A 25,509-nucleotide genomic window follows, 5' to 3' on the forward strand; every position below is an offset into this window, starting at 1 on the left:
AATTGCATCAGGTGTTTATTATTTTAGAACAGTTTCTAATCATAATAAAATGAATAAGTTAGGATCATTTATAGATTGCTTTCTAGATTTAAATCGAACACCGCCCTACTCACAAAAAAAATAGCGAGCCGTAGCTCGCTATTTCTCAATGGATAAATTCATCTTTTCTATCAAAAACTCAAGCAATCAGCTCAATGTTATTTATGGATGAATTACTTACTTTTTTGCTGTTGTTGTATGCGTTTTGCCTTGTAATTTGGCATAGTCCATTAGCACGTTTGCTGCTTCCGTCACAAAGACTTCTTCTTCAGGCAGTGCTGGACGTTGGTTTGCCTTCATTTTTGCACGTGCCTCCACCAATGCATCCATAGACGCTTGGTAGCTTTCCCAGTTGGCATAAGGTTTTTGACCCACCACTTTACGACGCTGATTTTCAGCATCCAAAGACTTTTGCTCTAGTGCCAACAGCTCGGCTTTACGCTTCGCTAAGTCAAGCACCACACGCTTTTGCTCTTCTGTCTTTTTCGCAATCGCAGTACGTTGCTCTAAATATTTAAATTGCGGATCAATGCTGACACGTTGCTGAGATGACTTAATCAAATCGGGAACATAGGCTTGGATCGAGCCTTCACGTTTAAACGGTGCTGTAGGAATGGTATCCCACTGTAAAGCATTTTTCGCTTTACGTTCACCAAACTCTTCATTGTAAATATCAACCAACTTAATATCAGGCACGACCCCTTTATTTTGGGTACTGCCGCCAGTCACGCGGTAAAATTTACGTTGCGTTAAGGTTGCTTGACCATAGGCTAAAGAGTCAAGTTGTACCTGCGCTGTTCCTTTACCCGTTGTGGTGCTACCAATCACCACACCACGTTCATAGTCTTGAATCGCAGCAGAATAAATTTCACTCGCAGACGCCGAAGCCAAGTTAATCAATACTGCCAATGGACCTGCATAAGTTTGCGCGCCCCCATCATCATCTTCAAACACGCTGACATTGCCATTGCCATCACGGATTTGCACCACTGGACCTGATTTAATCACTTGACCAAGCATACGTGCCACTTCTTCAAGTGAGCCACCAGGGTTGTTACGCAAGTCAATGATGATACCTTCAACATTTTGAGCATCTAAAGTTTTTAAGGCTTTATTGGTATCTTCTGACACAGAACGGTAGTCTGTACCTGCACGACGTGCACGATAGTTCAAGTAAAACGATGGAATTTCAATTACACCGAACTTATGCTTTTTGCCATCACGCTCAATTTCAACGGTACGTGAACGCACGCCTGCATCTTCTTCTTGAATCACATCACGTACAATTGTGACATTTCGCGCTTGATTCATGGACGCACCAGCACCCAATAAACGTAGAGTCACTTTGGTGCCACGTTTACCACGAATCAGTCCGACAATTTCATTGCTCGGCCAACCGATCACATCCACCATTTTGTCGCCATCTTGGGCAACACCAACAATGCGATCACCTGACTTGACTTGTCCTGATTTGCTGGCTGGACCACCTTCTACAATCGTTTCAATTTTAGTGTAGTCTTCGTTGCCACGTTCAGGACGAATCGACACCCCAATCCCTTCCAATTGCAGCGTGGTTTGACGGTTCAATTCCATCGCATCTACAGGTGGGAAATAGTTACTGTGCGGATCATACGTCAGCATCATGGCATTCAGAGTTTTATCAAGCACATCATCGCTTTTTAAACGACTAATCCGCTCTAACTGACGTGTATAACGCTTAGTTAAGGTCTGTTCAGGTGTTAAATCTTCCGGACCAGTTAAATCTTGACCATTTGCCAGTGTTGGGTCATCTTTCAACGCTTTCTGTTTGGCTTTCTCTTCTTCTTTGCTGATGGTTAAATTGATCAGCTGAGAGACCAACATTTTATTCCAATGCGCACGCTGTTCTTCTGTCGATTTAAAGAATGGCGCTTTTTCACGATCAGTTTCGATGTAGTTATTCGGTTGATTTAAATTCTGTGGCTTTTTCAGCTCTTCCAACATATAGGTGTAGAACTGTTTTAAGCGCTCACGATATTGCGCATGAATCGCATACGGCCCTGTTAAATTGCCCGCTTTGAGATTTGCACCAAAAGTTGAGCCATAACGTTTTTTATAATTTTCAATATCTGATGCCAAGAACAACGTATGTTCAGCATCTAAACTATCAATATAAAAATCTAAAATACGATTAGAGGTATTGGCATCTAAACGCTGATTTAAATAGTGTTGACGGTCTACCAATGTTGCAAGCTGACGTGAGACCAAGGCTTGTTCTTGAGTGGGTTGAATAGTACCCGCGCTCACTGCTTCTGTATTATTGGCAGCAATTGCGTCATTCACCACATGAGTGAAAAAGAATCCACCTGTCGCAATCGCAACGGCACAAGCTAATGTTTGAAGTTTCATAAATAATTTGTACTTCCTTGGTATTAAGACCAATATTACCGTGTTGGTTTTCGACCTGAATTGAATAGATTCAAAATCTTAAACAACTTAATATGTTTATGTCGTGTAGTTTTATCATATTCTCTGCTGACAAAGTGTAGCAAATCATTGCAGAATTCAGGTATTGTTTTTCCTTAAAAATTCCAACACGGACACCGAATATGATTGGCGCATTAATGCTCGACATTGCTGGCACAGAACTCACCCAAGAAGATATTGAACTATTACAGGCACCACAAGTTGGCGGCATGATTTTATTTGGTCGTAACATTGAATCTCCTGAACAAGTTCGTGCCCTAACCGACCATATGCGTCAAATTCGTCCTGATATTTTAATTGCGGTCGATCAGGAAGGTGGTCGTGTACAACGCTTAAAGCAAGGCTTCACACTCCTACCAGCTATGGGTAAGTTTGGAGAACTTTACTTAACTGAACCTGAAAAAGCAGTTGAACTGGCTGAACAATGTGGCTGGTTGATGGCAGCTGAAGTCCTGGCGGTCGGGATCGATTTCAGTTTTGCACCGGTGCTTGATTTAAATGATGTCAGTGATGTGATTGGTGACCGTGGTTTTGCCAAAAATATGCAAGACATTATTCCATTGGCAAGTGCTTTCTTAAAAGGTATGAAACGTGCGGGGATGGCGTCTACAGGTAAGCATTTCCCAGGCCATGGATCGGTGAAAGCAGACTCACATGTTGCTGCTGCCATTGACCATCGTAGTTATGAAGAAATCTATCAAAAAGACATGCAAAGCTTTATTCAACTGCAACCACAGCTTGATGCCTTAATGCCTGCGCATGTGATTTATGAAAATATTGATCCTAATCCTGCTGGATTTTCACCGTATTGGATTCAGAAAGTCTTACGTCAAGAGCTCCAATTTGATGGCGTTTTATTCTCCGATGATTTAAGCATGCAAGCCGCTTGTGTCGCTGGCGGCGCAGATGCTCGTATCCAAGCAGCATTAAATGCAGGTTGTGATATGGGCCTTGTATGTAATAACCGTGAATCTGCATGCATTGCGCTGGATGGCATTCAAAACTTGGCTCTCCCAAATCAAGAACGCCTAGAACGTATGCGCGGTAAAATCCCACAAATTGAGATTGGACAAAGCATTGAACTCGGAGCGGACTGGCAAAACGTGCGTAACCGTATTGTGGATTTTAAAAATCAATATTGCTAATCCAAGACTTTCAAAATTCTAGAAAATGGAGCACGACAAGGTGCTCCTTTTTGATTTATGATGAAGACAAAATAAGTGCTTCGGCGCTATACAAAAATTGCCAATAAAAACAACATTAGGTCAGGACGACATGACACAAAGTTTATCGGAACATCGACACATTTCCTTTACTGCACATTACACCGGCTATATTTGGTACAGCATGGGGATTTCGCATCCCGTTTTTGCCACACGTAAAGGCAAATTTTTAGCACGTTTAGTCCATCCTTTAGAAAGCTGGGCAGAAAAGAATGTGGGCGGTAGCATGCGTTCGACGCTTAAACAGCGCCATGCCATGATCGATCAACATTTAGATCAATTCATTACCCAACACCCTCAGCTACAAGTACTCGAAATTGCCTGTGGCCTCTCCCCGCGCGGTTGGAATTTTCGTACCAAGCATCCTGAAATTGACTATCGTGAACTCGACTTGCCGGATATGGCAAAAATCAAAACACAGGCACTCAAACAGATTGACCCGCATGCCCCTGAGGTCTTAACTGGCGACATTTTCACTCAAGATTTTGAACGTATTTTTCAGAGTTTTGACCCTGAACGTCCTTTGGTGGTGATTAGCGAAGGTCTGATTAATTATTTTGATCAAGCCCTGCTGAATAAATTATTACAAGGGATCACCGAATATGGTGCCTCGTTTCAGGAATTGCATTATCTGACCGACATCTATCCAGAACCCGTCAAGAACCGTTTAGCACGTTTTATTTGGGCCTGTAGTAAATTACTCAAAGTCATGTCTCGCAGCGCTTTTACTTTTCATTTTCAATCCCCTGCTGAATTACAGCAGTTCTTCAGTCATACAGGATTTGAAGAAGTAGACGTCGTTCAGCCAGCCTTATACTTTCCACAACAGCAACATGAACAAGTGATTCCTTTCCACGATGCAGAGCAGCACTGTGGCGATTTGGTTTGGATGGTCCATGCCAAAACAAAAAAACAGCGCTAAAGCGCTGTTTTTTTTTAGTTGTTCATGTTTTAACTGACGGCTTCTAATAACAATACATCTTCTTTTTGGCGTTGTACAAAGCGCAATAAACGCTCCGCCAACTCAAAACTACCATGCTTAAACAAAGCACGAACCTGCGTATCTACAACGTCAAAGATGAGACATTCAATTTTAAACTCACCTTCTTCATCTTCTAGATGTAATGCCAAATCCCGTGGATATGCGTGCATGGAGTCCAACATTTCAGCCTGCACATTCAACAACACCCCAAAATAATTTAAATCCATAATTTGAGTATCAACCACAAGGTCTGAATGGCGATGAGATAAATGCGTGAATGGCTGTTGTACACTCACCCGCGCTTCGCCACGGCGTTCGATATTTTGCATTTGCTCTCGGCTCATTGGAATGATCCCTTCCAACTGCTGAATAGACTCACCGCGTAGATAAGTTGCAAACAAATTCATAGTTTCCTTACGACGCTGCAACTGAGGTAAATGATCCGCATTGGCAATCATGGCAAATTGCATATTCGGACATTGCAAGGCAAAACCTGCATTTTCATGTGGCAAAGTAAAACTGTCGTACTGCCCGCATGACACCAATACATCACACTGTGGAATCGGCACGTCTTGCAAACGCAGCAAACGATTACAGTTAATGTCATAACGCTCTTGTTCGGTATTGGTGAATTCAGCCATTTGTCTAAAGAACAAACGCTTCGCTGTCGGTGACATCCGCGTCACATCCAGTTTGGCATGATTAACCAAATACAAAATCACCGCTTGACCAAATTCATCCATGCGCTGTTCTTTCATCAAATGCAAGGATTCTTCAAGCAACATGCGCCAACTCTTGCGCGTTTTTTGCATCACGCCCATTAAAATCATGCGATCAATCAATTCAGGACGTTGATCTGCCAGACCTGCTGCCACCACTGAACCTAGTGACATCCCCATCACGGATACTTTTTCTAGCCCGACGATATCCAACCAAACGCCTAACATCTGTGCCAGATCACCCAACTCTAAAGTCCCTGCCGACACCGAAGTATCGACATTGGTAATTTGCTGATTTGAGCCCATAGAGGGTAAATCAATTAAAATAATAGGTCCTGCCGCAAATAGTTGTTCGACACAATATTTGTAGGAATTAAAGTTTTGAAATGCCCCACCAATAATAACAATCGGGGTGCGATGAATCGTTTCAGGTTGTGCAATGGCCATATATTCGACCTTCCAGCCATCAATCCATGTCGTTCTGGCAGGCTGTTTAAAGCTTTGCTTGTCATATAGATCGAAAAAACTGTAATGCGTACTTTCCTGTACGGTGGGATCCATTTGGATAATGGAATTCATATTCCTTTCCTCCATTCCTGCCTTATTTTTATTGTCAGGAATTCATTTAGAGACTCTGCTCGACTTAGCGTCCTGCTCTTTAATCGTTATTTGTACGACTTCAATGTCGCTATTGTTTCATTCTATACAGAGGTTCATTTTACAAGCAACTGATATCCCCGCCGCTTATCTACTTTTGTTCTAAAAACAATTTCAAAATGTTAATTCTGGTCAGCATGTGCAATCGAATGTGCACTTAAGTGCTTCATTGTTCAGTCACAGGCTGTTAATATCGAGTTGAAATTTCTAAGTGATCAAACCGCTATGCAAGAGTCTATTGAACAATACATGCAAACGGTAGGACAGCAAGCACGCACAGCATCACGTGTGCTCGCAGGGGCTTCTACCCAGACTAAAAACAATGCCTTATCAGCAATTTATACTGCTTTACAAAACAGTGAAACTGCAATTTTGGCAGCTAACCAAGTGGATATGACCAAAGCGCATAACAACAACTTGGATAGTGCTCTACTTGATCGCTTAGAACTTACCCCCACACGCTTTAAAGGCATGCTCCAAGGTCTGAAAGATGTAATCGCACTCACTGACCCGATTGGCGAAATTACCGATATGGCCTTTCGTCCGACAGGTATTCAGCTGGGCAAAATGCGCGTGCCGCTAGGTGTTGTCGGCATGATTTACGAATCTCGCCCAAATGTCACCCTTGAAGCCGCATCTTTAGCGCTTAAATCAGGTAACGCGATTATTTTACGTGGTGGTTCTGAAGCGTTGGAATCTAACCAAGCAATTGCAGCAGCGATTCAACATGGCTTAACTGCCGCAGGTGTACCTGAACATGCCGTTCAAGTCATTAATACCCCAGACCGTGCTGCGGTCGGCCAATTAATTACTATGCCTGAATATGTCGATGTAATCGTACCACGTGGTGGCAAAGGCTTAATTGAACGTATCACCAATGAAGCACGTGTGCCCGTCATCAAACATCTTGATGGTAACTGCCATGTTTTTGTGGAAGCTCAGGCTGATTTGCAAAAAGCATTACCTATTGCGCTTAATGCCAAAACACACCGTTATGGCGTATGTAATGCCATGGAAACCTTGCTCGTCGATGAAAATGTCGCTGAAGAGTTTTTACCACGCATTGCTGAACTTTATGCTGAGAAAAAAGTTGAACTGCGTGGCTGTGCTGAAACCCAGCGCATTTTGGGTGAATCGATTGTTCCTGCAACTGAAGAAGATTGGTACACCGAATACTTAGGCCCGATTTTGGCAGTGAAAGTCGTTACTGGCCTAGATGAAGCGATTGAGCACATCAACAAATATGGCTCACACCATACCGACTCGATCATTACCGAAAACTTTAGTTTGGCTCGTCAGTTCTTAGCGCGTGTAGATTCGAGTTCAGTGATGATCAATGCCTCAACGCGTTTTGCGGATGGGTTTGAATATGGTCTTGGTGCTGAGATTGGTATTTCAACCGATAAAATCCATGCACGCGGACCAGTCGGCCTAGAAGGTCTGACTTCTCAAAAATGGATTGTGTTTGGTGATGGTCAAATTCGCCAATAACACCCAATAAGACAATGAAAGCTGTGCTTTTCTGAGTAAAGGCACAGCTTTTTTTATGACGAATTAAAAAACTAGACCCAGGGTTCACATATTGAAATATAAGCCTGCAAACACACAGGATATAGAATCGAAAACAGATTTTTTGACAATTAAATGCTTAAGAAGAATAAGAAAAGTTCAAATCACCTGCTTTTTTGCAACAATTTTAGGATTACAGAGCAGCAACCGCATGTTATGTTCTATGTATACCCCTTAAATCGTATAAATTTTGAGGATTATTTTATTAATAAATGAAAACTATGAAATGATAAATTTTAATTATTATTGTGCTCAGGGTCGATAGTGCTTAAGTCTAATCTCCTAAAGTCTATCTAGGACGATAAAAAAACCCATGATAAAACATCATCACAGATCTAAATTGCATCAATCAATACAACTGCAATCAGATCAACATTATGGATAAGTATTTCAATTAGAATTCGGGTATTTAAACGTGTCTACATCAGTATTAGTAATTAACTGCGGATCTTCTTCTATCAAATATGCGTTAGTTTCTGAGCGCCGTGAAGATCGTATTTTTGGTCTAGCCGAGAACCTAGGTTCTGCTGATGCACGTATTAAAGGGGTCACTACAGGTGGTGATGCGCTTGAGCTGTCTATTCCACATGCTGACCATGAAAAAGCCCTCGAAACTATTTTAGAGCGTTTGGCTCACCATAATCCTCAAGCGATTGGTCACCGTGTTGTTCACGGCGGTACATTAACCAAAGCTGAGCTATTAACACCAGAAATTATTGAACGTATTCGTGAAGCAACACCGCTTGCTCCATTGCATAACCCTGCTCACTTGGTGGGTATCGAAGCAACCATGCGTTTGTTCCCTGAACTTCCGCAAGTAGCCGTATTTGATACAGCATTCCACCAAACCATGCCGTCTCATGCATACCGCTATGCTTTACCAAAATTCTTGTACACACAGCATAACGTGCGTCGTTATGGCTTCCACGGTACTAGCCATGCCTACGTATCTGAGCGTGGCTCAATGTTGGCAGGCAGCTTTAAACAAGGTGGTTGGTTAACTGCTCACTTAGGCAATGGTAGCTCGACTTGTGCGATTTGGAATGGTCAATCTGTAGATACGTCAATGGGTCTAACACCTCTTGAAGGTGTGGTGATGGGCACACGTAGTGGTGATGTCGACCCAAGTATTCACAGCTTCCTTGCAAGCAACTTAGGTTGGGATATCTACAAAATCGATAAGATGCTGAACAGCCAATCAGGCCTACTCGGTTTGTCTGATCTTTCAAATGACATGCGTACGTTGATCGAAGCATCGGAACAAGGCAACGAAGATGCCGCACTTGCCATTGAAGTATTCTGCTACCGTTTAGCAAAATCTTTGGCAGGTCTCAGCTGTGGTCTACCACGTATTGACGGTTTATTCTTTACCGGTGGTATTGGTGAAAATTCTGCCTACATTCGTGAAAAAACGGTTTCATACTTACCGCACTTTGGTTTCAACCTGAGTAAAGAATTAAATGACAACCTAAAACGCGGTACTGAGGGTCGTATTGACCACGGTACTGGCCCACAAATTTGGGTTGTTCCTACCGATGAAGAAGGCCGTATTGCCAAAGAAACTGAGCATGTTGTAGACGAGGTGACAGCGTCTGTTACAAAAAAGTCTGATGCTGAAGCTGCGATTGCATAAGCAATCGCATCAGCCCCTTCGCCTTCAATATTAATTTTTAGCTTTAATTTAGACACCGTATGAAAACAATTTTACTCGTGCCAACTGGGGAAGGTGTAGGTTTAACATCTGCATGCTTAGGTTTAATTTATGCTTTGGAATGCCAAGGGGTCAAAGCAGGTTTTCTGAAACCATTTTCACAGGAAAATGTCGCAGATACTGTAGACCGTACAACGGCTCTTTATCGTCATTTATTTAATAATGAAACGGTAGAACCCATTCATCATGCCACCATCGTGAAACAACTGAGTCATGATGAAAGTGATGAATTGCTCGAAGAAGCAGTTCGTTTGCACCGTGAAATTGCAAAAAAGCATGATCTGATTATTGTTGAAGGCTTGGTTCCAAACAGCCGAGATAACTTTGCCTCAGAACTGAACGCGACATTAGCAAAAGCTCTTGATGCTAAAGTAATTATTGTCAGCACAGCAGATATTCAAAATGCCACGAAAACTGCTGAGAAAATTGACAGTTCTCTACGCCAATTCGGTGGTGCAGCATCTGAACGTACTGCGGGCGTTTTGTTTATGCGCACACGTGGTTTGCCAGAAGAATCTGCGCAAATTCCTGTCACGCTTGATCCAAATCTGCGTTTAATCAGTGATACCAATAAATTTGTGCTCGAATTACAACAAAGTAATCCGCAAATTGGTTCTACACAGCTACCTGTCATTGGCCTCGTTCCATTTAGTAATACGCTCAGCGTACCGCGCATGTCTGACTTGGCGACGCATATTCAAGCGGAATGGATCAACCAAGGCGATGCTGCTCATCGTCGTGTACTACATAGCAGCTTAGTTGCGTCGAATATTGAACATGAACTTCACAAATTTGTGGCAGGTGAACTGATTATCAGCGCCTCTGACCGTATTGATGTGTTGTTGGCTTCTAGCCTTGCAAGTAGCAATGGTATTCCACTTGCCGGTTTGGTTTTGACTGAACATCATCAACCGAACCCGCAAGTTTTGGATTTCTGCCAAACCGCGATTAAGCAAGGCTTACCGATTTTACATACGCCTTTAAGCACTTTTGAAACGGCACAACAACTTTCAAATTTAGGCAATGAAATTCCTGTCGATGACGTAGAACGTGCAGAGCAAGTGACTCGCTTTGTTTCAAGCCACATTAATGCTGAGTGGATTACTGAAGTATTGAATGGTTCGTATCAACCCCGTTTGTCCCCTTCTGCATTCCGTCATGAATTAGTACAAAAATCTATTGCTGCGAAAAAACGAATTGTTCTACCTGAAGGTGATGAACCACGCACCATTCAGGCGGCTGCCATTTGTCAATCACGTGGCATTGCACACTGTATTTTATTGGCAAAACCTGAAGCCGTGATTGAAGTTGCAAAAGCACGTAATATCGAACTTCCACATGATTTGGAAATTATTGATCCAGATCTGATTCGTGAAAACTATGTGCCTAAAATGGTTGAGCTGCGTAAAGGTAAACTCAATGATCTACAAGCACGTGAACAGCTACAAGATACTGTGGTTTTAGGCACCATGATGCTTGCACTCGATCAGGTGGATGGCTTAGTCTCAGGCGCAGTACATACTACGGCAAATACTGTACGTCCTGCATTCCAATTGATTAAGACCGCACCTGAATATTCATTGGTTTCATCTGTGTTCTTTATGCTGTTACCGGATGAAGTCTATGTATATGGTGACTGTGCAATTAATCCAGATCCAAATGCAGAACAGCTTGCAGAGATTGCGATTCAATCTGCAGATTCAGCGAAAGCCTTTGGTATTGACCCACGCATTGCGATGATTTCGTATTCAACAGGTACTTCTGGTGCAGGTGCAGATGTCGAGAAAGTGGCTGAAGCAACACGCATTGCCAAAGAACGCCGTCCTGATTTACTGATTGATGGCCCGCTTCAATACGATGCTGCATCGGTGGAAAGTGTGGGACGTTCTAAAGCACCTGACTCTAAAGTGGCTGGTCGTGCCAATGTGTTTATTTTTCCTGACTTAAATACAGGTAATACAACCTATAAAGCAGTTCAACGTTCTGCAAATGTAGTCAGTGTTGGCCCAATGCTTCAAGGTTTAAACAAGCCTGTAAATGACTTGTCACGTGGGGCTTTGGTCGATGACATCGTGTTTACCATTGCATTAACGGCAATCCAATCCGAACAGCAAGAAGCTTAATTTTAGTTTCGAGTTCTAAACCACCCTTTCGAAAGATTGGGTGGTTTTTTTATTCATTCCGATTTTCCCACATTTCAATCTTATTTATATTGCGATAATTTTCATCTTATTAATTCTTGTCATCTTAGAGTCAATATTATTGCTTATGGTATGAGCGCTTTTTTAATTATTCAAAACTTAGCTATATCATGACAAACTTAAAATTTTATACTCCATGTGCCATCTCTACATTAATATGGGTTTGCTTAAGCGCACACTCCATGGCCGCAGATTCATATCTAACACCTGACTCAGCTCCAAATAGTCTTGAAATATTATCTACTCCTCCACAAGCCTATAGTGGAGATTTTATTCGTGATCAAAGTATTTTTAAACAATCTCAATATTTGAAAAATACGGCTCGCTGGCAGCAAGCACAAATTGATGCTGATGTTTCAAATGCACACTTAGGGCGACCTTTTTCATCTGCATTTGGCGTAGAAATTAATGAGAAAAATACACCTATTTTATTTGAAATTTTAAGAAAGATTAAACTTGATAGTAGATACTCTACTCAAACTGCAAAAAAGAAATATAGCCGTGAACGTCCATATAGCTATTTTAATGTCAGCACTTGTACCCCTGAAGAAGAAAATGAAAAAAATCAATATGTTTCCTATCCTTCTGGACATACAACTATCGGTTGGACATATGCATTAGTCTTAGCAGAGTTACGTCCTGAGCGTCAAAGTCAAATTCTTAAACGTGGTATTGAATTTGGGCAAAGCCGAGTCGTGTGCAATATGCATTGGCAAAGTGATGTCGATGCTGGCCGTATTATGGGAGCAGCGCAATTTTCACGCCTACAGGCAGATCCACAATTTAAAGCCGATATGATCAAAGCCAAAACTGAAATTAACCATCTCATTTCTGCCACACATACAAAATCTGATTAAAAAAATCAGCATCTTGTCCCATTGCATGGATAGTAGATCACATGCATGGGCAGTGGTTTTTAATAGATGTGCATGTCCAATATAAAAATAAAGCGCTTAGAACCATCTAAGCGCTTTATTTAATTTAGCAGGAGTAGTAATCCCTTTTTATTTTGATTCAATCTGCTTCAGTTCTGGCTTGCCATAAGCTACTTCAAAACTGGCGACGGTCGTCATTTTTCCACCTGGTTTTTCAACAAAGTCTAGAACCTTCAAGTCTGTACGCATATAGTCTTTAAAAAAGTCTAAAGTCTGATAACCGCGTTGATCATTGATAAATTTAATGTGTGGATTTAACTTCAGCACATCTTCCTGCCCTGGACGGATTGGTTGACCATTGCCGGTAGAGGTTATCGATGTAGTTAAAAATTCGGTCGCAATCGATGGACTCTTAAAATCATTCAAATCACTTGGAATATTCGCTGCAAAATATTGATGCAAATCTCCTGATAAAATTACCGTATTACCATGAGGTGCATTTTTTTTGATAGATTCAATCAAGCGCTCGCGTGCGTATGGATAGCCATTCCACGTATCTTTCCCAAAATAAGCTTTGCCTGATTTGTTATAACGTACCCAAGGCATAACCTGAATTTGCTGTGCCAAGACATTCCAACGCTTATCATGGCGCATTTGCTTCGCCAACCATTGCTCTTGCACTTTACCAAGAATCTGCTCATTTCGGCTATTTTCCGTACGGCAGTAATCTACTTTATCAAACCCATCTTCTAACTGAGCTTTGGTGCATAAAATTGGAGAACGGTATTGGCGTGTATCTAAAATATTCATCCGTAGCATTTTGCCATAATCTAAAGTACGGTAAGCAAGGATATCTGGACCATTCGGCTTCTGTTTTAAGCGTACAGGCATATATTCGTACCACGCTTGAAACGCTGCTGCGCGGCGCAGTAAAAATATGTCTTTCTTCTCGCCTTTTTCTTCAATATCTGCAGCCCAGTTGTTATCCACTTCATGATCATCAAAGGTCATTGCAAAAGGTGCAGAGGCATGTGCAGCTTGTAAATCAGGATCCGCACGGTACTGCGCATAACGAATACGATATTGCAGTAAAGTTTGAATTTCAGGACCAATATGTTGACGTGCAGGAATTGAAACTCTTAGATCTCCAATTGCACGTCCCCCGCCTTTACCCTCTGGTCCTTCATAAATATAGTCACCATAGTGGAAAACTAAATCTATCTCTTTCTCTTTGCTCAAGTAATCATAAGCCGTGTAATAGCCTGTTTCATAATGCTGACAACCTACTACAGCAACACGAACTCGTTCTGGCATTTGATGTGCTGCTGGCGCCGATTTTGCTGTACCTACAGAACTTTCATAACCAGCCAATCTAAATCGATAATAATAGCGTGTCATCGGTGCTAAACCACTTATCTCTACATGTACTGTGTGATGTAAGTCAGGATGTGCCTGCGCCTTCCCAGTTTGCACAATTTTCTTAAATTCAATATCTGTAGCAATGTCCCAATCCACTTCAACAGCTTCCTTCGGCATCCCACCATCTACAGAAAGTGGATATGGTGCAACACGCGTCCAAATCACAAAGCCATCTGGCCAAGGTTCACCTGAGGCAACACCTAATTGAAATGGGCTAATCGGAAATTTGGCATTTGCCCACGTGCTTACTGGACTCAGTCCAGAAAATAACGCTAAAGACCCGACTCCCATCAAACCCTTTAAGAATTGACGACGATTCGAATTAATATGATTCATTTTTATTTCTCTATAAACTTATTAATAAATTAATCTGATCAGTTTTGGATTAGAAAATTGGCATGGTATAGGTCAAGTAGATACGGCTTTGTTCCTGCTTTGTTCCTGTACTTTTTTTGAATTTTCCGTATTGAGCGGTAAAACCTAAATTTTTGAATTTGCCTTCCGGCACTTTATAACGCAAGGTATAGTCAATTTCGGACTCAGTTGCACAACCACATTTACCAAAGTCACGTCCTTGTACTTTCAGGAACGATACATTTAAGCCTTTTAAGTATTGATTATTGAAGTCATATCGATAGCCATACCATGTGGACTTTTCGCCTGCATTAGTAAAGTTCTGCAACAAACGATTTGTTGGCAAATAAATGAACGTACCATCCGCACCATTATCTAAACTGCCCTGATTCATATGCAGAAAATCGCCATCATCACCAATTTTTTGCGCGCCAAATTGCAGCTGATGATTTTTAAATTTGTATTTGAAGTCTACACTGGCTGTCTGATTATCTACTTTGGCACCATAGCCTTTTTCACCACGCTCATTAGCTCCAGTCGCTTGAGTATCAAATAAACGTAAGTCCGTATTAAAACTCTGGTTTTCACTGAATGGAAATTTGTGTTTCACGCCGATAAATTGCTGTACATAAAAATCATCTAGCTCACCTGCATAGTACTGTAGCGTTAAATTTTTATTGGGCTTCCAGTCCGCACCGCCAAACATAAACCCATCACTGGTTTCGGTCGCGCCTTTAATAGAAAGCTTTGACGCATCTCGTGATGCACGTGGAATTGCTTTAGTGACGTAACCACCCGTTAAAGTCAATCCCTTTACATCTTTAGAAGTGACTTGACCACCTAAATAGGCAGATTCGAGCAAGCGAGCAAAGCTTCGACTTAAAATAGGTAAATTAGGGCGTAACTCCCCGACTTTTACATCAGTTTTCTGATAGCGCGCTTTTAAAGTGGGATATGCACGTGTCCAATAATTTGTTGGACTACCATCACCCTCTAAAGGAAACATCAACGAATTTTTGGCTTTATCTTTACTGCCGTCTAAACGTATACCTGCTGCCGCAGTAGCATCTAAACCAAAACCGACTTGACCTTCGGTAAAGCCAGATTGATAACTCAATTCAATACCTTGTCCCCAAACTGTCGAATCTTTATCGTTAGGCTCTTGATCTTGATCAAAATAATAATTTTTAAAATCTATTTCTGCTTTACTATCTTTAATAAATTCTGCTTGTGCTGCCTGCATTGTCAGCATGGGGGTGAAAACCATACAGCAGATGAGTGCTTTGTAATTCAACGTCTAACCTCTTTGGTCCTTGAGAAATACTGCAATAACCTAAAGACTCTGTATGACAATACACTTGCAATCCCATGACAATTACATGAAAAAATAAAACAAATGTTAAATATAAATATTTGATAATATAAAAATTAAAGTTATTTTTTATTTTTTTGTTTTTAAGCACTTAAATACGAAAAAAGTTGACCATTAAAAGAATTGCAAGCACTCCATTTTTTGACTGCTAAGCTTCGAGCCTGATATTAAAGAAGATTGCTCAAGAACTTTTATAAAACCTTGTTTAGAATAAAATTGAGTAGCTCGTAAATTAGTTAATTCAACACGAAGTACAATTTTTGTATAACCTTGGTTTGCTGCATATTTTGTAGACTAGATATTAAAAGATCAGCAACACTGTTTCCCCGATAATTCTCATACAACCACATTGCAACTACAGTAAATTCATGCTGTTTATCAATAGTACCTCCAACCATGCCTACAGCTCTCATTCCGTCAAATGCCAATAGAAACTGGCATGGTCTTTTTTGCGCAACTCTATCACGCCATTCAGAATCACTATGAGTTTTAGTTTTTTCAAAAGTTGCTGTAAATGCATCGGGACTGTCTTGTAATGCTTCTAGCCGTAAATTTTTCAGTATCTCCCAATCTGATTCAACAGTTGAAGGTATAGTAATAGAGCTCATTTTTATTTTATCTCTCAAGTAATTACTTCAAAATTTAGCGTTTATAATTAAAGTTTAGTAAAAAATTGAAAGCTCTAGCGATCAACGATGATTATCACTCTGAGGCAAACTAATGCCAAGACTAAAAATTAGCTATTACTCATGATTAGATTTGAAGATTTGAAGATTTGAAGATTTGAAGATTTGAAGATTTGAAGATTTGAAGATTTGAAGATTTGAAGATTTGAAGATTTGAAGATTTGAAGATTTGAAGATTTGAAGATTTGAAGATTTGAAGAAGAATATTATTTTTATCAAATTTAAAGCAAAAAAAAGAAGATAAAGCTTTAGGCTTGATCTTCTTGTTGACCGTAGAACCAAGTTGCTGCGATAAACAGAGAAAAACCAATAACTGACAACACTGGAGTAACCATATATTTCACACTCTAACTTTGATGAGGTCATTATGTAAAAGTTTTATGACAGTTATATGACAAATACGAAATATTCAAAAATAATAAATATCATTTATTTTCAACAATTTAAAAATAAAAACATATCTCCCTCTCTAGTTTTGTGACAAATATTTCATGAAATATGACAGTGAAAACGTCATTTTCAGGCCATTTATGACAGCGAGACATGGCACTGTTAAACCCTATTAAACTTTCGGCCAAAGATTAAGCGAAATACCCACACAACTGTGTTTTTGTCTTATAATTTAGCCCGCTAGCTATCAGCCCGCTCAAGAGATATTTGTATGACAACTATTATCAAGCAAGATGACTTGATCACATCGGTAAAAGATGCGCTTCAGTTCATTTCTTACTATCACCCACAGGACTTCATCCAAGCGATGAGCCGTGCGTATGACCGTGAAGAAAACAAAGCCGCAAAAGACGCGATTGCACAAATTTTAATTAACTCTCGTATGTGTGCAGAAGGCCATCGTCCTATCTGTCAAGATACGGGTATTGTGAACGTATTTCTTGAAGTGGGCTTAGACGTTAAATTTGATTTAACCATGAGCCTAGACGATGCAATTAACGAAGGTGTACGTCAAGGTTATCTTGAAAACTCAAACATTCTTCGTGCATCAGTATTAGCTGATCCTGCTTTTGGTCGTAAAAATACCAAAGACAACACCCCTGCTGTAATTCACTACAAACTCGTTCCGGGTAATAAAGTTGATATTACTGTTGCTGCTAAAGGTGGTGGTTCAGAAAACAAATCTAAACTTGCAATGCTTAACCCTTCTGACTCTATCGTAGATTGGGTACTTAAAACTGTTCCAACAATGGGTGCAGGTTGGTGTCCTCCTGGTATGCTCGGTATCGGTATTGGTGGTACTGCTGAAAAAGCCATGATGCTTGCAAAAGAAGCATTGATGGAAGAAATCAACATGGACGAATTACTTCGTCGTGGCCCACAAAACCAAATCGAAGAACTTCGTATCGAAATCTTCGAAAAAGTAAATGCTTTAGGTATTGGTGCTCAAGGTCTTGGCGGTTTAACGACTGTTCTTGATATCAAAATCAAAGACTACCCATGTCACGCTGCGGGTAAACCAGTGGGTATGATTCCTAACTGCGCTGCAACTCGTCATGCGCATTTCCAATTAGACGGTTCAGGTGTAGCGCATATTCAAGCGCCTAGCCTTGAAGACTATCCTGCAGTAACTTGGGATTCATCAACGTCTAAACGTGTTGACTTAGATAACATCACTCAAGAAGAAATGAACTCTTGGCAACCTGGTGACACACTACTTCTTAACGGTACAATCTATACAGGTCGTGACGCTGCGCACAAACGTATGGTTGACATGTTAAACAAAGGTGAAGAACTTCCAGTTGACCTAAAAGGTAAATTTATTTACTACGTTGGCCCTGTTGATCCAGTCGGTGACGAAGTCGTTGGTCCTGCTGGCCCAACAACTGCAACACGTATGGATAAGTTCACACGTCAAGTGCTTGAAGCAACTGGCATGTTCGGTATGATTGGTAAAGCTGATCGTGGTCCTGCTGCTGTTGAAGCAATCAAAGACAACAAAGCAACTTACCTCATGGCTGTCGGTGGTGCTGCGTACTTAGTATCGAAAGCGATTCGTGAAGCTGAAGTGGTTGCTTTCGCAGACTTAGGTATGGAAGCGATCTACAAATTTGTTGTAAAAGACATGCCTGTATCTGTAGCTGTTGACGTAAATGGTACTTCTGTTCACGCAACTGCACCAAAAATCTGGCAAGCAAAAATTGGTAAAATCCCAGTAGTTGATGCTGCTGCGAACTAATTTCGCCACATTCAAGATCTAAAAAAGCACCCCATCGGGTGCTTTTTTTAATGTCAATATTTAGGCTGTTTGTCGAATGACATTCGCTATTTAATATTTTCACACACTCAAAAACACGAGCTAATTACATTACCAAGTTAATGGATTCCACAGTTTAAAAGGCTTGGTCAACTGCACATCTTCCGCAGGATCATAATGAGGTGCTTTCAACTTCTGCGCACTTTTCCGCACTTTTCCAGTGTTTTGATCTTCTGCCACAAAGTTAAAACTGTTGGATTTCAACTCTGTAAATGCGATTTCATTTCGACCAATTTTTTCAGGCATGAGCAGCAATGGCCCTGAAACCGTTCTTTTACTGGATAAATTCTCTTCATCATATTTAATGAAGTAAGTTTGACCTGCTTCAACATCAAAGTCTAAATATTTAGGTTTTTGAAAATGATTCACCCCCAAAGGGCGACTCGACGATAAGCGGTAATTCCCCGCAGGTAACTCCACCCAGTAATAATGATTATTCAATAAACTTGGAATACGCTCATTGTTCAGAAATAAGCTGCTGGCCACAATTTCTTGACGATTCCATTTACTGTCTGGACGATATAAATACACAATCGCTGCTTGATCATGTTGAGCTTTCACTTCTTGAAAATGTCGACCTTGTTTCTGATTTACCCAACCACCAATGGTAAACATACCCAATCGATATTGCTCAATATGACCCGGTTTACTTTCAGGATCCACGGGCTTTAATGTTGAAGCCAATGACGTTTGCTCAATGGCTGATTTTCCATGACAACCCAGCAGCGCTACACTGCTTAAAAGTAGAATTGCAACTCCACGCATGATTATCCCTCACTGCGTCTTTTTTTATTTTTACACTTTTGTTTTCAGTTTTTTACATTCAGGCATCCACGCCATCCTGCTGAGATTAACATTCTGCCTTTATTTTTGGAAATAAAAAACGTGTGCAAATCTTGGATTTACACACGTTTCAGACGAATAGCGCTTAAGCAGATTTAGAGTTCACAACTTTTAAATCTGACTTCGGTGCAGCTTCTTCAGTTTTCTTTGGTTGACGTTCTGATTTAAATTCAGGTTCCGCTTCACCATTAATCACCGCTTCATTGATGACAACCGTCCCCACATCTGAACGACTTGGTAGCTCATACATCGTTTCAAGCAATGAATTTTCTAAAATCGAACGTAGACCACGCGCACCCGTATTACGGTCAAGGGCTTTTTTAGCCACGGCACGTAATGCTGAGTCTTCAAATACAAGGTCAACATTTTCCATTTCAAATAAATATTGGTACTGACGTGTCAATGCATTTTTTGGTTCTGTCAGAATCTGCATCAATGCTTCTTCGTCGAGTTCTTCCAAGGTAGCAATCACAGGTAAACGACCAATAAATTCAGGAATCAGACCAAATTTAACCAAATCTGTCGCTTCAACTTGGCGGAATAAGTCAGATAATTTTTTAGTTTCATCTTTCTTACGCACTTCAGCTGTAAAGCCAATACCACCTTTTTCCTGACGCTGCTGTACGATTTTCTCTAAACCAGAGAATGCGCCACCACAGATAAACAGGATGTTTGAAGTATCAATTTGGATAAATTCTTGCTGCGGATGCTTACGACCACCTTGAGGCGGAATCGACGCAACCGTACCTTCGATCATTTTCAATAACGCTTGCTGAACACCCTCACCCGATACATCACGAGTGATTGATGGATTTTCAGACTTACGGGTAATTTTGTCGATTTCATCGATATAGATAATGCCCTTTTGCGCTTTTTCTACATCGTAATCGGCTTTTTGAAGGAGTTTTTGAACAATGTTCTCAACGTCTTCACCCACATAACCTGCTTCAGTTAAAGTCGTTGCATCTGCCATCGCAAATGGCACATCTAAAAGACGCGCAAGTGTCTGAGCAAGCAGCGTTTTACCTGAACCTGTTGGTCCAACCAACATAATGTTACTTTTCGAAATCTCTACACCGTCTTCTGGTTTTTTACCACTAGTGCCAACTTTTAGGCGTTTATAATGGTTGTATACCGCAACAGAGAGGGTCTTTTTCGCAACATCTTGCCCAATCACATATTGGTCAAGCGCAGCACGGATTTCATGCGGTTTTGGTAAAGGACGAGTTGCCCAGTCATTTGATTCAACTTGCTGACTGGTCTGAACTAGGTCAAGACATACGTCCACACACTCATTACAGATGTACGCGTCCTCACCTGCAATCAGTTTCCCGACTTCAGACTGCGTTTTACCGCAAAATGAACAATGCTTTTGTCCTTGAGGATGTTCGGACATATTCACTCCAATAATTAATTCTTTAAAACTTATGGGCGTTTAGATAAAACTTCGTCCACAAGACCGTATTCTTTCGCAGCTTGCGCTGTCATAAAATTGTCACGGTCAGTATCTCGAGCAACAGTTTCGTAGTCTTGACCACTATGCTCTGCCATTAAACGATTTAAACGTTCTTTGATGAATAGAATTTCACGTGCATGAATTTCAATATCAGATGCCTGACCTCGGAAACCACCGAGTGGTTGGTGAATCATGACACGGGCATTTTCAAGACAGTAACGTTTGCCTTTAGCACCGGCGTTAAGCAGGAATGCACCCATTGATGCTGCTTGCCCCATGCAGTAAGTCACAACATCAGGTTTAATAAATTGCATGGTATCGTAAATCGCCATACCTGCAGTAACCGAACCGCCTGGTGAGTTGATATATAAATGAATATCTTTATCTGGGTTTTCTGCTTCTAAGAACAACATTTGGGCAACAATCAAATTTGCCATGTTGTCTTCAACTTCACCGGTTAAAAAAATCACACGTTCACGCAAAAGGCGTGAATAAATATCAAAAGAACGCTCGCCACGAGATGACTGTTCTACCACCATTGGCACTAGTGCGTTTTCAATTGTTGGAACATACATACGTTATTTATTCCTAAATTTTTCTGACTCAACCCATAATTCACAATATGAGGGATATTTGTCGAAATTGCAAAAGATTCCCAATTAAATAACAGATATTTTTTTCATAAGCATTGTGAAATCAGGACAACTTATTTGGGGGCAAATTTCGATAAAAAAAGGCGCTTAATGCGCCTTTTTTTGAAAGCTAGAAATTAGCCTTGTTGACGAGCTTGTTGCTCTTTCAATAAGTCTTCATAGCTCACAGTTGTATCAGTTACTTTAGCAGAAGCTAAGATGTGATCTACAACTTGGTCTTCTAGAATAACAGCTTCGATTTGAGCACGTTGCTGTTTATCGTTGTTGAAGTATTCAATTACTTCTTTAGGATCTTCGTAAGAAGAAGCCATGTCTTCGATGTAAGCATCAACACGTGCAGCATCAACTTCAATTTTAGCATCAGCTAATACTTTGCTGACTAATACGCCAAGTTTAACTGATTTTTCAGCTTGCTCTTTGAATAGGTCATCTGGAAGCATGCTTGAATCAAACGCTTTAGCGCCTTGAGCACCAAACTGTTGAGTGAATTGTTGGATCATTTGTTGACGTTGACGGTCAATTTCTTGAGCAACCATTGCTTCTGGAAGTTCTACTTCGTTTGCAGCTACAAGCGCATCAAAAGTTGCACCTTTCACTTGGTTACGAAGACCATTTTTCACTTCACGTTCCATGTTTTTACGAACGTCAGCTTTCAGTTTTTCAACGCCTTCTTCTTCAGTTAGACCGAAGATTTTTAAGAATTCAGCATCAACTTCTGGAAGTTTTTGTTTTTCAACAAGCTTAACAGTGATTTTGAATTGAGCAGCTTTACCAGCAAGGTTTTCAGCTTGGTAGTCTTCAGGGAAAGTTACATCGATAACTTTCTCTTCGCCTTTCTTCATACCAACGATGCCGTCTTCGAAGCCAGGGATCATACGACCAGAACCAAGAACGAGTTTAAAGTCTTCAGCAGCGCCGCCTTCAAACTTCTCGCCATCAACAGTACCTTCAAAGTCGAAAGTTACTTGCATGTCTTTTTTAGCCATGCCTTTAGTTTCAACCCATGAAGCGCGTTGTTTTTGAAGATTTTCAATCATCTTCTCAACGTCTTTGTCGTCAACTGAAGTTGTTTTACGTTCAACTTCTAGACCTTCGAACTTAACTTCAACTTCTGGATAAACTTCTACAGTTGCTTCATAAACTAAAGCATCATCTTTCATTTCAGTTTTTTCAATGTTTGGCATACCAACAGCATTGATTTTTTCTTGTTGGATCGCTTCGAATACTGTGTCACGAATGATGTCGTTTACAACTTCTTGATAGATACCAGCACCGTATTCACGACGAACAACGTTTACAGGTACTTTACCTGGACGGAAGCCGTTGATCTTCACAGTTTTGGCAGTGCGTTTCAAGCGAGCTTCAAACTGCTCGTTAATACGGCTCGTCGGTACAGATACATTTAAACGACGGGCAACGCCCGAAACCGCTTCAGAAGTTACTTGCATGGCTTCCTCGATAATTTGTTAGTTAAAACAGTTTTAAAAAAAAGTGCCACATTATATGACAACAATTAAAGATATACAAAAATGGATTATAACACTATAAATTCAGGCATGGATGCCCTTCTTATTTTTAGAATTTTTCAGCTTTTTTCGAAGAAATATTGATTATTTTTTAATTCACCATTGAAAATGAGAAACTTTCTCACTATTATTCTTAATGATATTTTTTTAATTTATTTTCATATATTTATCTTGTCCATATTTGGTATTCTTTTATGAGTAAATTTAATCTCAACCCTCTTTCCGCTGCTTTATTTGGGGCAATTGTAACTACTACGAGTTTCGCACATGCTGAAACGACTGAATCTCAAGCTCAACAGATGGAAACCATTGTTGTTTCTGCAGCGGGCTTTGAACAAAAGATCAAGAATGCTCCTGCTTCAATTACCGTGATTACGGCTGAAGACTTAAAAAATAAACGAATTACATCCGTTGCAGATGCATTAAGTGATGTAGAAGGTGTCGATATTAGCCCTACAGCAGGGAAAACCGGCGGATTAAATATTCGTATTCGTGGTATGGACGCCGAATATACCTTGGTTTTAATTGATGGCCGCCGACAAAATAGTACAGGTGACATTGCCCCTAATGGATTTGGTGAGTCGAATAATAGTTTTATCCCCCCTGTTTCGGCTATCCAACGCATCGAAGTCATCCGCGGACCAGCTTCTACTTTATATGGTTCTGATGCAATTGGTGGTGTAGTCAATATCATTACCAAAAAAGTTTCACCTGAATGGACTGGTTCGGTCACGTTAGAAGGGACAGTACTGCCAAATCACTCAGACTTTGGTAACCAACGCGCTGTCGATGCATTTTTAACAGGGCCAATCATTCAAGATTTATTGGGCTTACAAATCCGTGCACGTAAAGCGGAACGTGATCAATCAGATTTAATACGTAGTGATGACGATGATACTGGTGCTGAACTTAGTGGCGGAAATAGCCCAACTAAATCAGATCTAGAAACTATCGGTGCTCGCTTAACCCTGACACCGCACAGCGACCATGATATTTCAGTTGAATATGAAAAAACTGAACAATGGTATGACAATAGCAAAGGTCAATTAGGGACGCTTGGCGCAAACGGTGGTTATGGTGATGCTCAAGAGTATAACCGTGAGAAAATGATCCTCGCACATACTTGGAATAATGCTATTGGCAAACTTGAGTCAAGTATTATCAATACTCAAACAGAAACGGTTGGACGTTTAATTCCTGCACGTGCACAAGGAATGTCAACAGCCATCACTCCTCGTGTGTTAGAAAGTGAAGATACGATTTTTGATACTAAATTTACCACTCAACATTTTGAAGACCACCGTATTACTCTAGGCGGTCAATGGTGGGAAGCCAGTATCAGTGATGGTTTACGTGTAAAAAAAGAAGTTTCTTTTGAGCAATTGGGTCTATTCGCCGAAGATACTTGGTCGCTGAACGACAATCTTGCATTAACACTTGGTCTTCGTTATGACGACCACGATACGTTTGGTGACTTTTGGACACCACGTGCATATTTGGTATGGAATGCAAATGAAAACTGGACCTTCAAAGGCGGATATAGTGAAGGTTATAAAGCCCCACGTTTAGAACGTTTAACTGATGGTGTGGTCAATATCAGTGGTCAGGGTCGTACACCAACTTTTGGCAACCCAAATCTAAAACCTGAAACCAGCAAGAACTTTGAGTTTGGTACATACTTTTCTACCAATAATAATTTTGACTTCAACGTAACAGCTTTCTTTAGCCAAATTGAAGATAAAATTATGACGGGCAATAAAGAAATTAGCTGTAATACTGATAACACAACAACTTCGGGTATTAATTGGTCTAAAGCGGACTGTGAAGCATTCATGGCATCGGTGGGAACGCCGTGGGTGATGGATTATAACCGTGGCAAACCAGATTCATGGAATGTGACTCGTCCTGTGAATGCCGAAGAAGCTGAAGTTTATGGTATTGAAGCTGGTTTAAACTGGGCATTTGCCGACAATTGGAAATTTGGTCTGAACTACACTTGGACTGAAACTGAAATTAAAGATAGTAGTTTAGGTAATCCTGTACTTAATGACACACCAGAACATATGGTCAATGCTTCACTTAAATGGCAAGCTGCTGACTTTGTGAATTTATGGGCGCGTGGTGAGTATCGAAGTGAACGTGCACGTTTCACCTCAACCTATGACAATCTAACTGTAGCGAATCAACAGGTTTATGACGCCCTAGGTGACTACAAGGAATACGCATTATTACACGTCGGTTCAAACTTTAATGTAACGCCAAACTGGGATATAGGTGTTGCTCTGTACAATATATTTGATAAAAACTTTAACGATTACGAGAAAGTCGCAGATAGCTATTACAACCGTTATAGCAATACTCAGGAAGGCCGCCGTGTACAATTAAGTACAACCTTTAAATTCTAAATAACCGCATAATAAAAAACCTGCTTCGGCAGGTTTTTTTGCATAAATAATTTACGATTACTTCTTATTTAATTCACAATCATGTCT

The 25,509-nt window shown here is 40.6% G+C and carries 17 protein-coding genes; 8 read left to right on the forward strand and 9 right to left on the reverse strand.

All coding sequences use genetic code 11. The features are described from left to right. Positions 1–216 precede the first annotated feature (216 nt). Positions 217–2,427, reverse strand: coding sequence for a carboxy terminal-processing peptidase (locus tag FTV27_RS07715; RefSeq protein ID WP_180077859.1), 2,211 nt, complete (start codon positions 2,425–2,427; stop codon positions 217–219). A 200-nt stretch (positions 2,428–2,627) separates the two neighbouring features. On the opposite strand from FTV27_RS07715, the gene nagZ reads away from it, so the two are divergent. Both nagZ and FTV27_RS07725 read left to right on the forward strand, forming a co-directional pair. Next, positions 2,628–3,650 (forward strand): beta-N-acetylhexosaminidase, encoded by a 1,023-nt coding sequence (gene nagZ, locus FTV27_RS07720; protein WP_180034909.1) that lies wholly within the window; start codon positions 2,628–2,630, stop codon positions 3,648–3,650. A gap of 130 nt (positions 3,651–3,780) precedes the next feature. Next, positions 3,781–4,650 carry a class I SAM-dependent methyltransferase gene (locus tag FTV27_RS07725; protein ID WP_180077861.1) on the forward strand — a complete coding sequence of 290 codons (870 nt, stop codon included), beginning with the start codon at positions 3,781–3,783 and terminating at the stop codon, positions 4,648–4,650. A gap of 29 nt (positions 4,651–4,679) precedes the next feature. On the opposite strand, the gene FTV27_RS07730 is transcribed toward FTV27_RS07725, so the two are convergent. Further along, entirely contained in the window at positions 4,680–6,008 is a 1,329-nt protein-coding gene (locus FTV27_RS07730) for an alpha/beta fold hydrolase (protein WP_180055650.1), read from the reverse strand. Between the two features lie 303 nt (positions 6,009–6,311). Here FTV27_RS07730 and FTV27_RS07735 point away from each other — a divergent pair, with 303 nt between their 5' ends. The 4 genes from FTV27_RS07735 (at position 6,312) to FTV27_RS07750 (ending at position 12,424) form a co-directional block, all read left to right on the forward strand. Continuing rightward, entirely contained in the window at positions 6,312–7,577 is a 1,266-nt protein-coding gene (locus FTV27_RS07735; protein WP_180077863.1) for a glutamate-5-semialdehyde dehydrogenase, read from the forward strand. Between the two features lie 493 nt (positions 7,578–8,070). Further along, positions 8,071–9,288, forward strand: coding sequence for an acetate/propionate family kinase (locus FTV27_RS07740; protein WP_078192700.1), 1,218 nt, complete (start codon positions 8,071–8,073; stop codon positions 9,286–9,288). 59 nt (positions 9,289–9,347) lie between these two features. Then, entirely contained in the window at positions 9,348–11,489 is a 2,142-nt protein-coding gene (pta, locus tag FTV27_RS07745; RefSeq protein ID WP_180077865.1) for a phosphate acetyltransferase, read from the forward strand. Between the two features lie 260 nt (positions 11,490–11,749). Further along, positions 11,750–12,424, forward strand: coding sequence for a phosphatase PAP2 family protein (locus tag FTV27_RS07750; protein WP_180077867.1), 675 nt, complete (start codon positions 11,750–11,752; stop codon positions 12,422–12,424). 147 nt (positions 12,425–12,571) lie between these two features. Here the strand turns inward: FTV27_RS07750 and FTV27_RS07755 are convergent, their stop codons facing one another. The 3 genes from FTV27_RS07755 to FTV27_RS07765 all read right to left on the reverse strand — a co-directional run bounded on the left by FTV27_RS07755 (position 12,572) and on the right by FTV27_RS07765 (position 16,195). Beyond that, on the reverse strand, positions 12,572–14,197 hold the full coding sequence (locus tag FTV27_RS07755; protein ID WP_180077869.1) for an alkaline phosphatase: 1,626 nt from the start codon (positions 14,195–14,197) through the stop codon (positions 12,572–12,574). A 49-nt stretch (positions 14,198–14,246) separates the two neighbouring features. Continuing rightward, positions 14,247–15,467, reverse strand: coding sequence for an OprD family outer membrane porin (locus FTV27_RS07760; protein ID WP_180034916.1), 1,221 nt, complete (start codon positions 15,465–15,467; stop codon positions 14,247–14,249). A gap of 356 nt (positions 15,468–15,823) precedes the next feature. After that, a complete protein-coding gene (locus FTV27_RS07765; protein WP_180077871.1) occupies positions 15,824–16,195 on the reverse strand; it encodes a GNAT family N-acetyltransferase in 372 nt (123 codons plus the stop codon). Between the two features lie 739 nt (positions 16,196–16,934). Here FTV27_RS07765 and FTV27_RS07770 point away from each other — a divergent pair. Next, the gene (locus tag FTV27_RS07770; RefSeq protein ID WP_078189659.1) at positions 16,935–18,461 is read left to right on the forward strand and encodes a fumarate hydratase; all 1,527 of its coding nucleotides are present in this window, start codon (positions 16,935–16,937) and stop codon (positions 18,459–18,461) included. Between the two features lie 129 nt (positions 18,462–18,590). Here the strand turns inward: FTV27_RS07770 and FTV27_RS07775 are convergent, their stop codons facing one another. From FTV27_RS07775 to tig, 4 genes are all read right to left on the reverse strand, one after another. Continuing rightward, on the reverse strand, positions 18,591–19,304 hold the full coding sequence (locus FTV27_RS07775; RefSeq protein WP_180077873.1) for a DUF2846 domain-containing protein: 714 nt from the start codon (positions 19,302–19,304) through the stop codon (positions 18,591–18,593). A 163-nt stretch (positions 19,305–19,467) separates the two neighbouring features. Continuing rightward, on the reverse strand, positions 19,468–20,778 hold the full coding sequence (gene clpX / locus FTV27_RS07780) for an ATP-dependent protease ATP-binding subunit ClpX (protein WP_180077875.1): 1,311 nt from the start codon (positions 20,776–20,778) through the stop codon (positions 19,468–19,470). Positions 20,779–20,807: 29 nt separating this feature from the next. Further along, positions 20,808–21,413, reverse strand: coding sequence for an ATP-dependent Clp endopeptidase proteolytic subunit ClpP (gene clpP / locus FTV27_RS07785; RefSeq protein ID WP_078192707.1), 606 nt, complete (start codon positions 21,411–21,413; stop codon positions 20,808–20,810). 194 nt (positions 21,414–21,607) lie between these two features. After that, the gene (gene tig, locus FTV27_RS07790) at positions 21,608–22,939 is read right to left on the reverse strand and encodes a trigger factor (protein WP_078192708.1); all 1,332 of its coding nucleotides are present in this window, start codon (positions 22,937–22,939) and stop codon (positions 21,608–21,610) included. Positions 22,940–23,211: 272 nt separating this feature from the next. Here tig and FTV27_RS07795 point away from each other — a divergent pair, with 272 nt between their 5' ends. Beyond that, positions 23,212–25,422 carry a TonB-dependent receptor domain-containing protein gene (locus FTV27_RS07795; RefSeq protein ID WP_180077877.1) on the forward strand — a complete coding sequence of 737 codons (2,211 nt, stop codon included), beginning with the start codon at positions 23,212–23,214 and terminating at the stop codon, positions 25,420–25,422. The last annotated feature ends 87 nt before the right edge of the window (positions 25,423–25,509 follow it).

It is taken from the genome of Acinetobacter sp. YH12251 (assembly GCF_013417465.1).
Taxonomy (GTDB): domain Bacteria; phylum Pseudomonadota; class Gammaproteobacteria; order Pseudomonadales; family Moraxellaceae; genus Acinetobacter; species Acinetobacter amyesii.

Coding starts and splice junctions, on each gene's coding strand:
- FTV27_RS07715 (WP_180077859.1), bottom strand. CDS start 2,427: ATGAAACTTCAAACATTAGCTTGTGCCGTTGCGATTGCGACAGGTGGA.
- nagZ (WP_180034909.1), top strand. CDS start 2,628: ATGATTGGCGCATTAATGCTCGACATTGCTGGCACAGAACTCACCCAA.
- FTV27_RS07725 (WP_180077861.1), top strand. CDS start 3,781: ATGACACAAAGTTTATCGGAACATCGACACATTTCCTTTACTGCACAT.
- FTV27_RS07730 (WP_180055650.1), bottom strand. CDS start 6,008: ATGAATTCCATTATCCAAATGGATCCCACCGTACAGGAAAGTACGCAT.
- FTV27_RS07735 (WP_180077863.1), top strand. CDS start 6,312: ATGCAAGAGTCTATTGAACAATACATGCAAACGGTAGGACAGCAAGCA.
- pta (WP_180077865.1), top strand. CDS start 9,348: ATGAAAACAATTTTACTCGTGCCAACTGGGGAAGGTGTAGGTTTAACA.
- FTV27_RS07750 (WP_180077867.1), top strand. CDS start 11,750: ATGGCCGCAGATTCATATCTAACACCTGACTCAGCTCCAAATAGTCTT.
- FTV27_RS07755 (WP_180077869.1), bottom strand. CDS start 14,197: ATGAATCATATTAATTCGAATCGTCGTCAATTCTTAAAGGGTTTGATG.
- FTV27_RS07760 (WP_180034916.1), bottom strand. CDS start 15,467: ATGCTGACAATGCAGGCAGCACAAGCAGAATTTATTAAAGATAGTAAA.
- FTV27_RS07765 (WP_180077871.1), bottom strand. CDS start 16,195: ATGAGCTCTATTACTATACCTTCAACTGTTGAATCAGATTGGGAGATA.
- FTV27_RS07770 (WP_078189659.1), top strand. CDS start 16,935: ATGACAACTATTATCAAGCAAGATGACTTGATCACATCGGTAAAAGAT.
- FTV27_RS07775 (WP_180077873.1), bottom strand. CDS start 19,304: ATGCGTGGAGTTGCAATTCTACTTTTAAGCAGTGTAGCGCTGCTGGGT.
- clpX (WP_180077875.1), bottom strand. CDS start 20,778: ATGTCCGAACATCCTCAAGGACAAAAGCATTGTTCATTTTGCGGTAAA.
- clpP (WP_078192707.1), bottom strand. CDS start 21,413: ATGTATGTTCCAACAATTGAAAACGCACTAGTGCCAATGGTGGTAGAA.
- tig (WP_078192708.1), bottom strand. CDS start 22,939: ATGCAAGTAACTTCTGAAGCGGTTTCGGGCGTTGCCCGTCGTTTAAAT.
- FTV27_RS07795 (WP_180077877.1), top strand. CDS start 23,212: ATGAGTAAATTTAATCTCAACCCTCTTTCCGCTGCTTTATTTGGGGCA.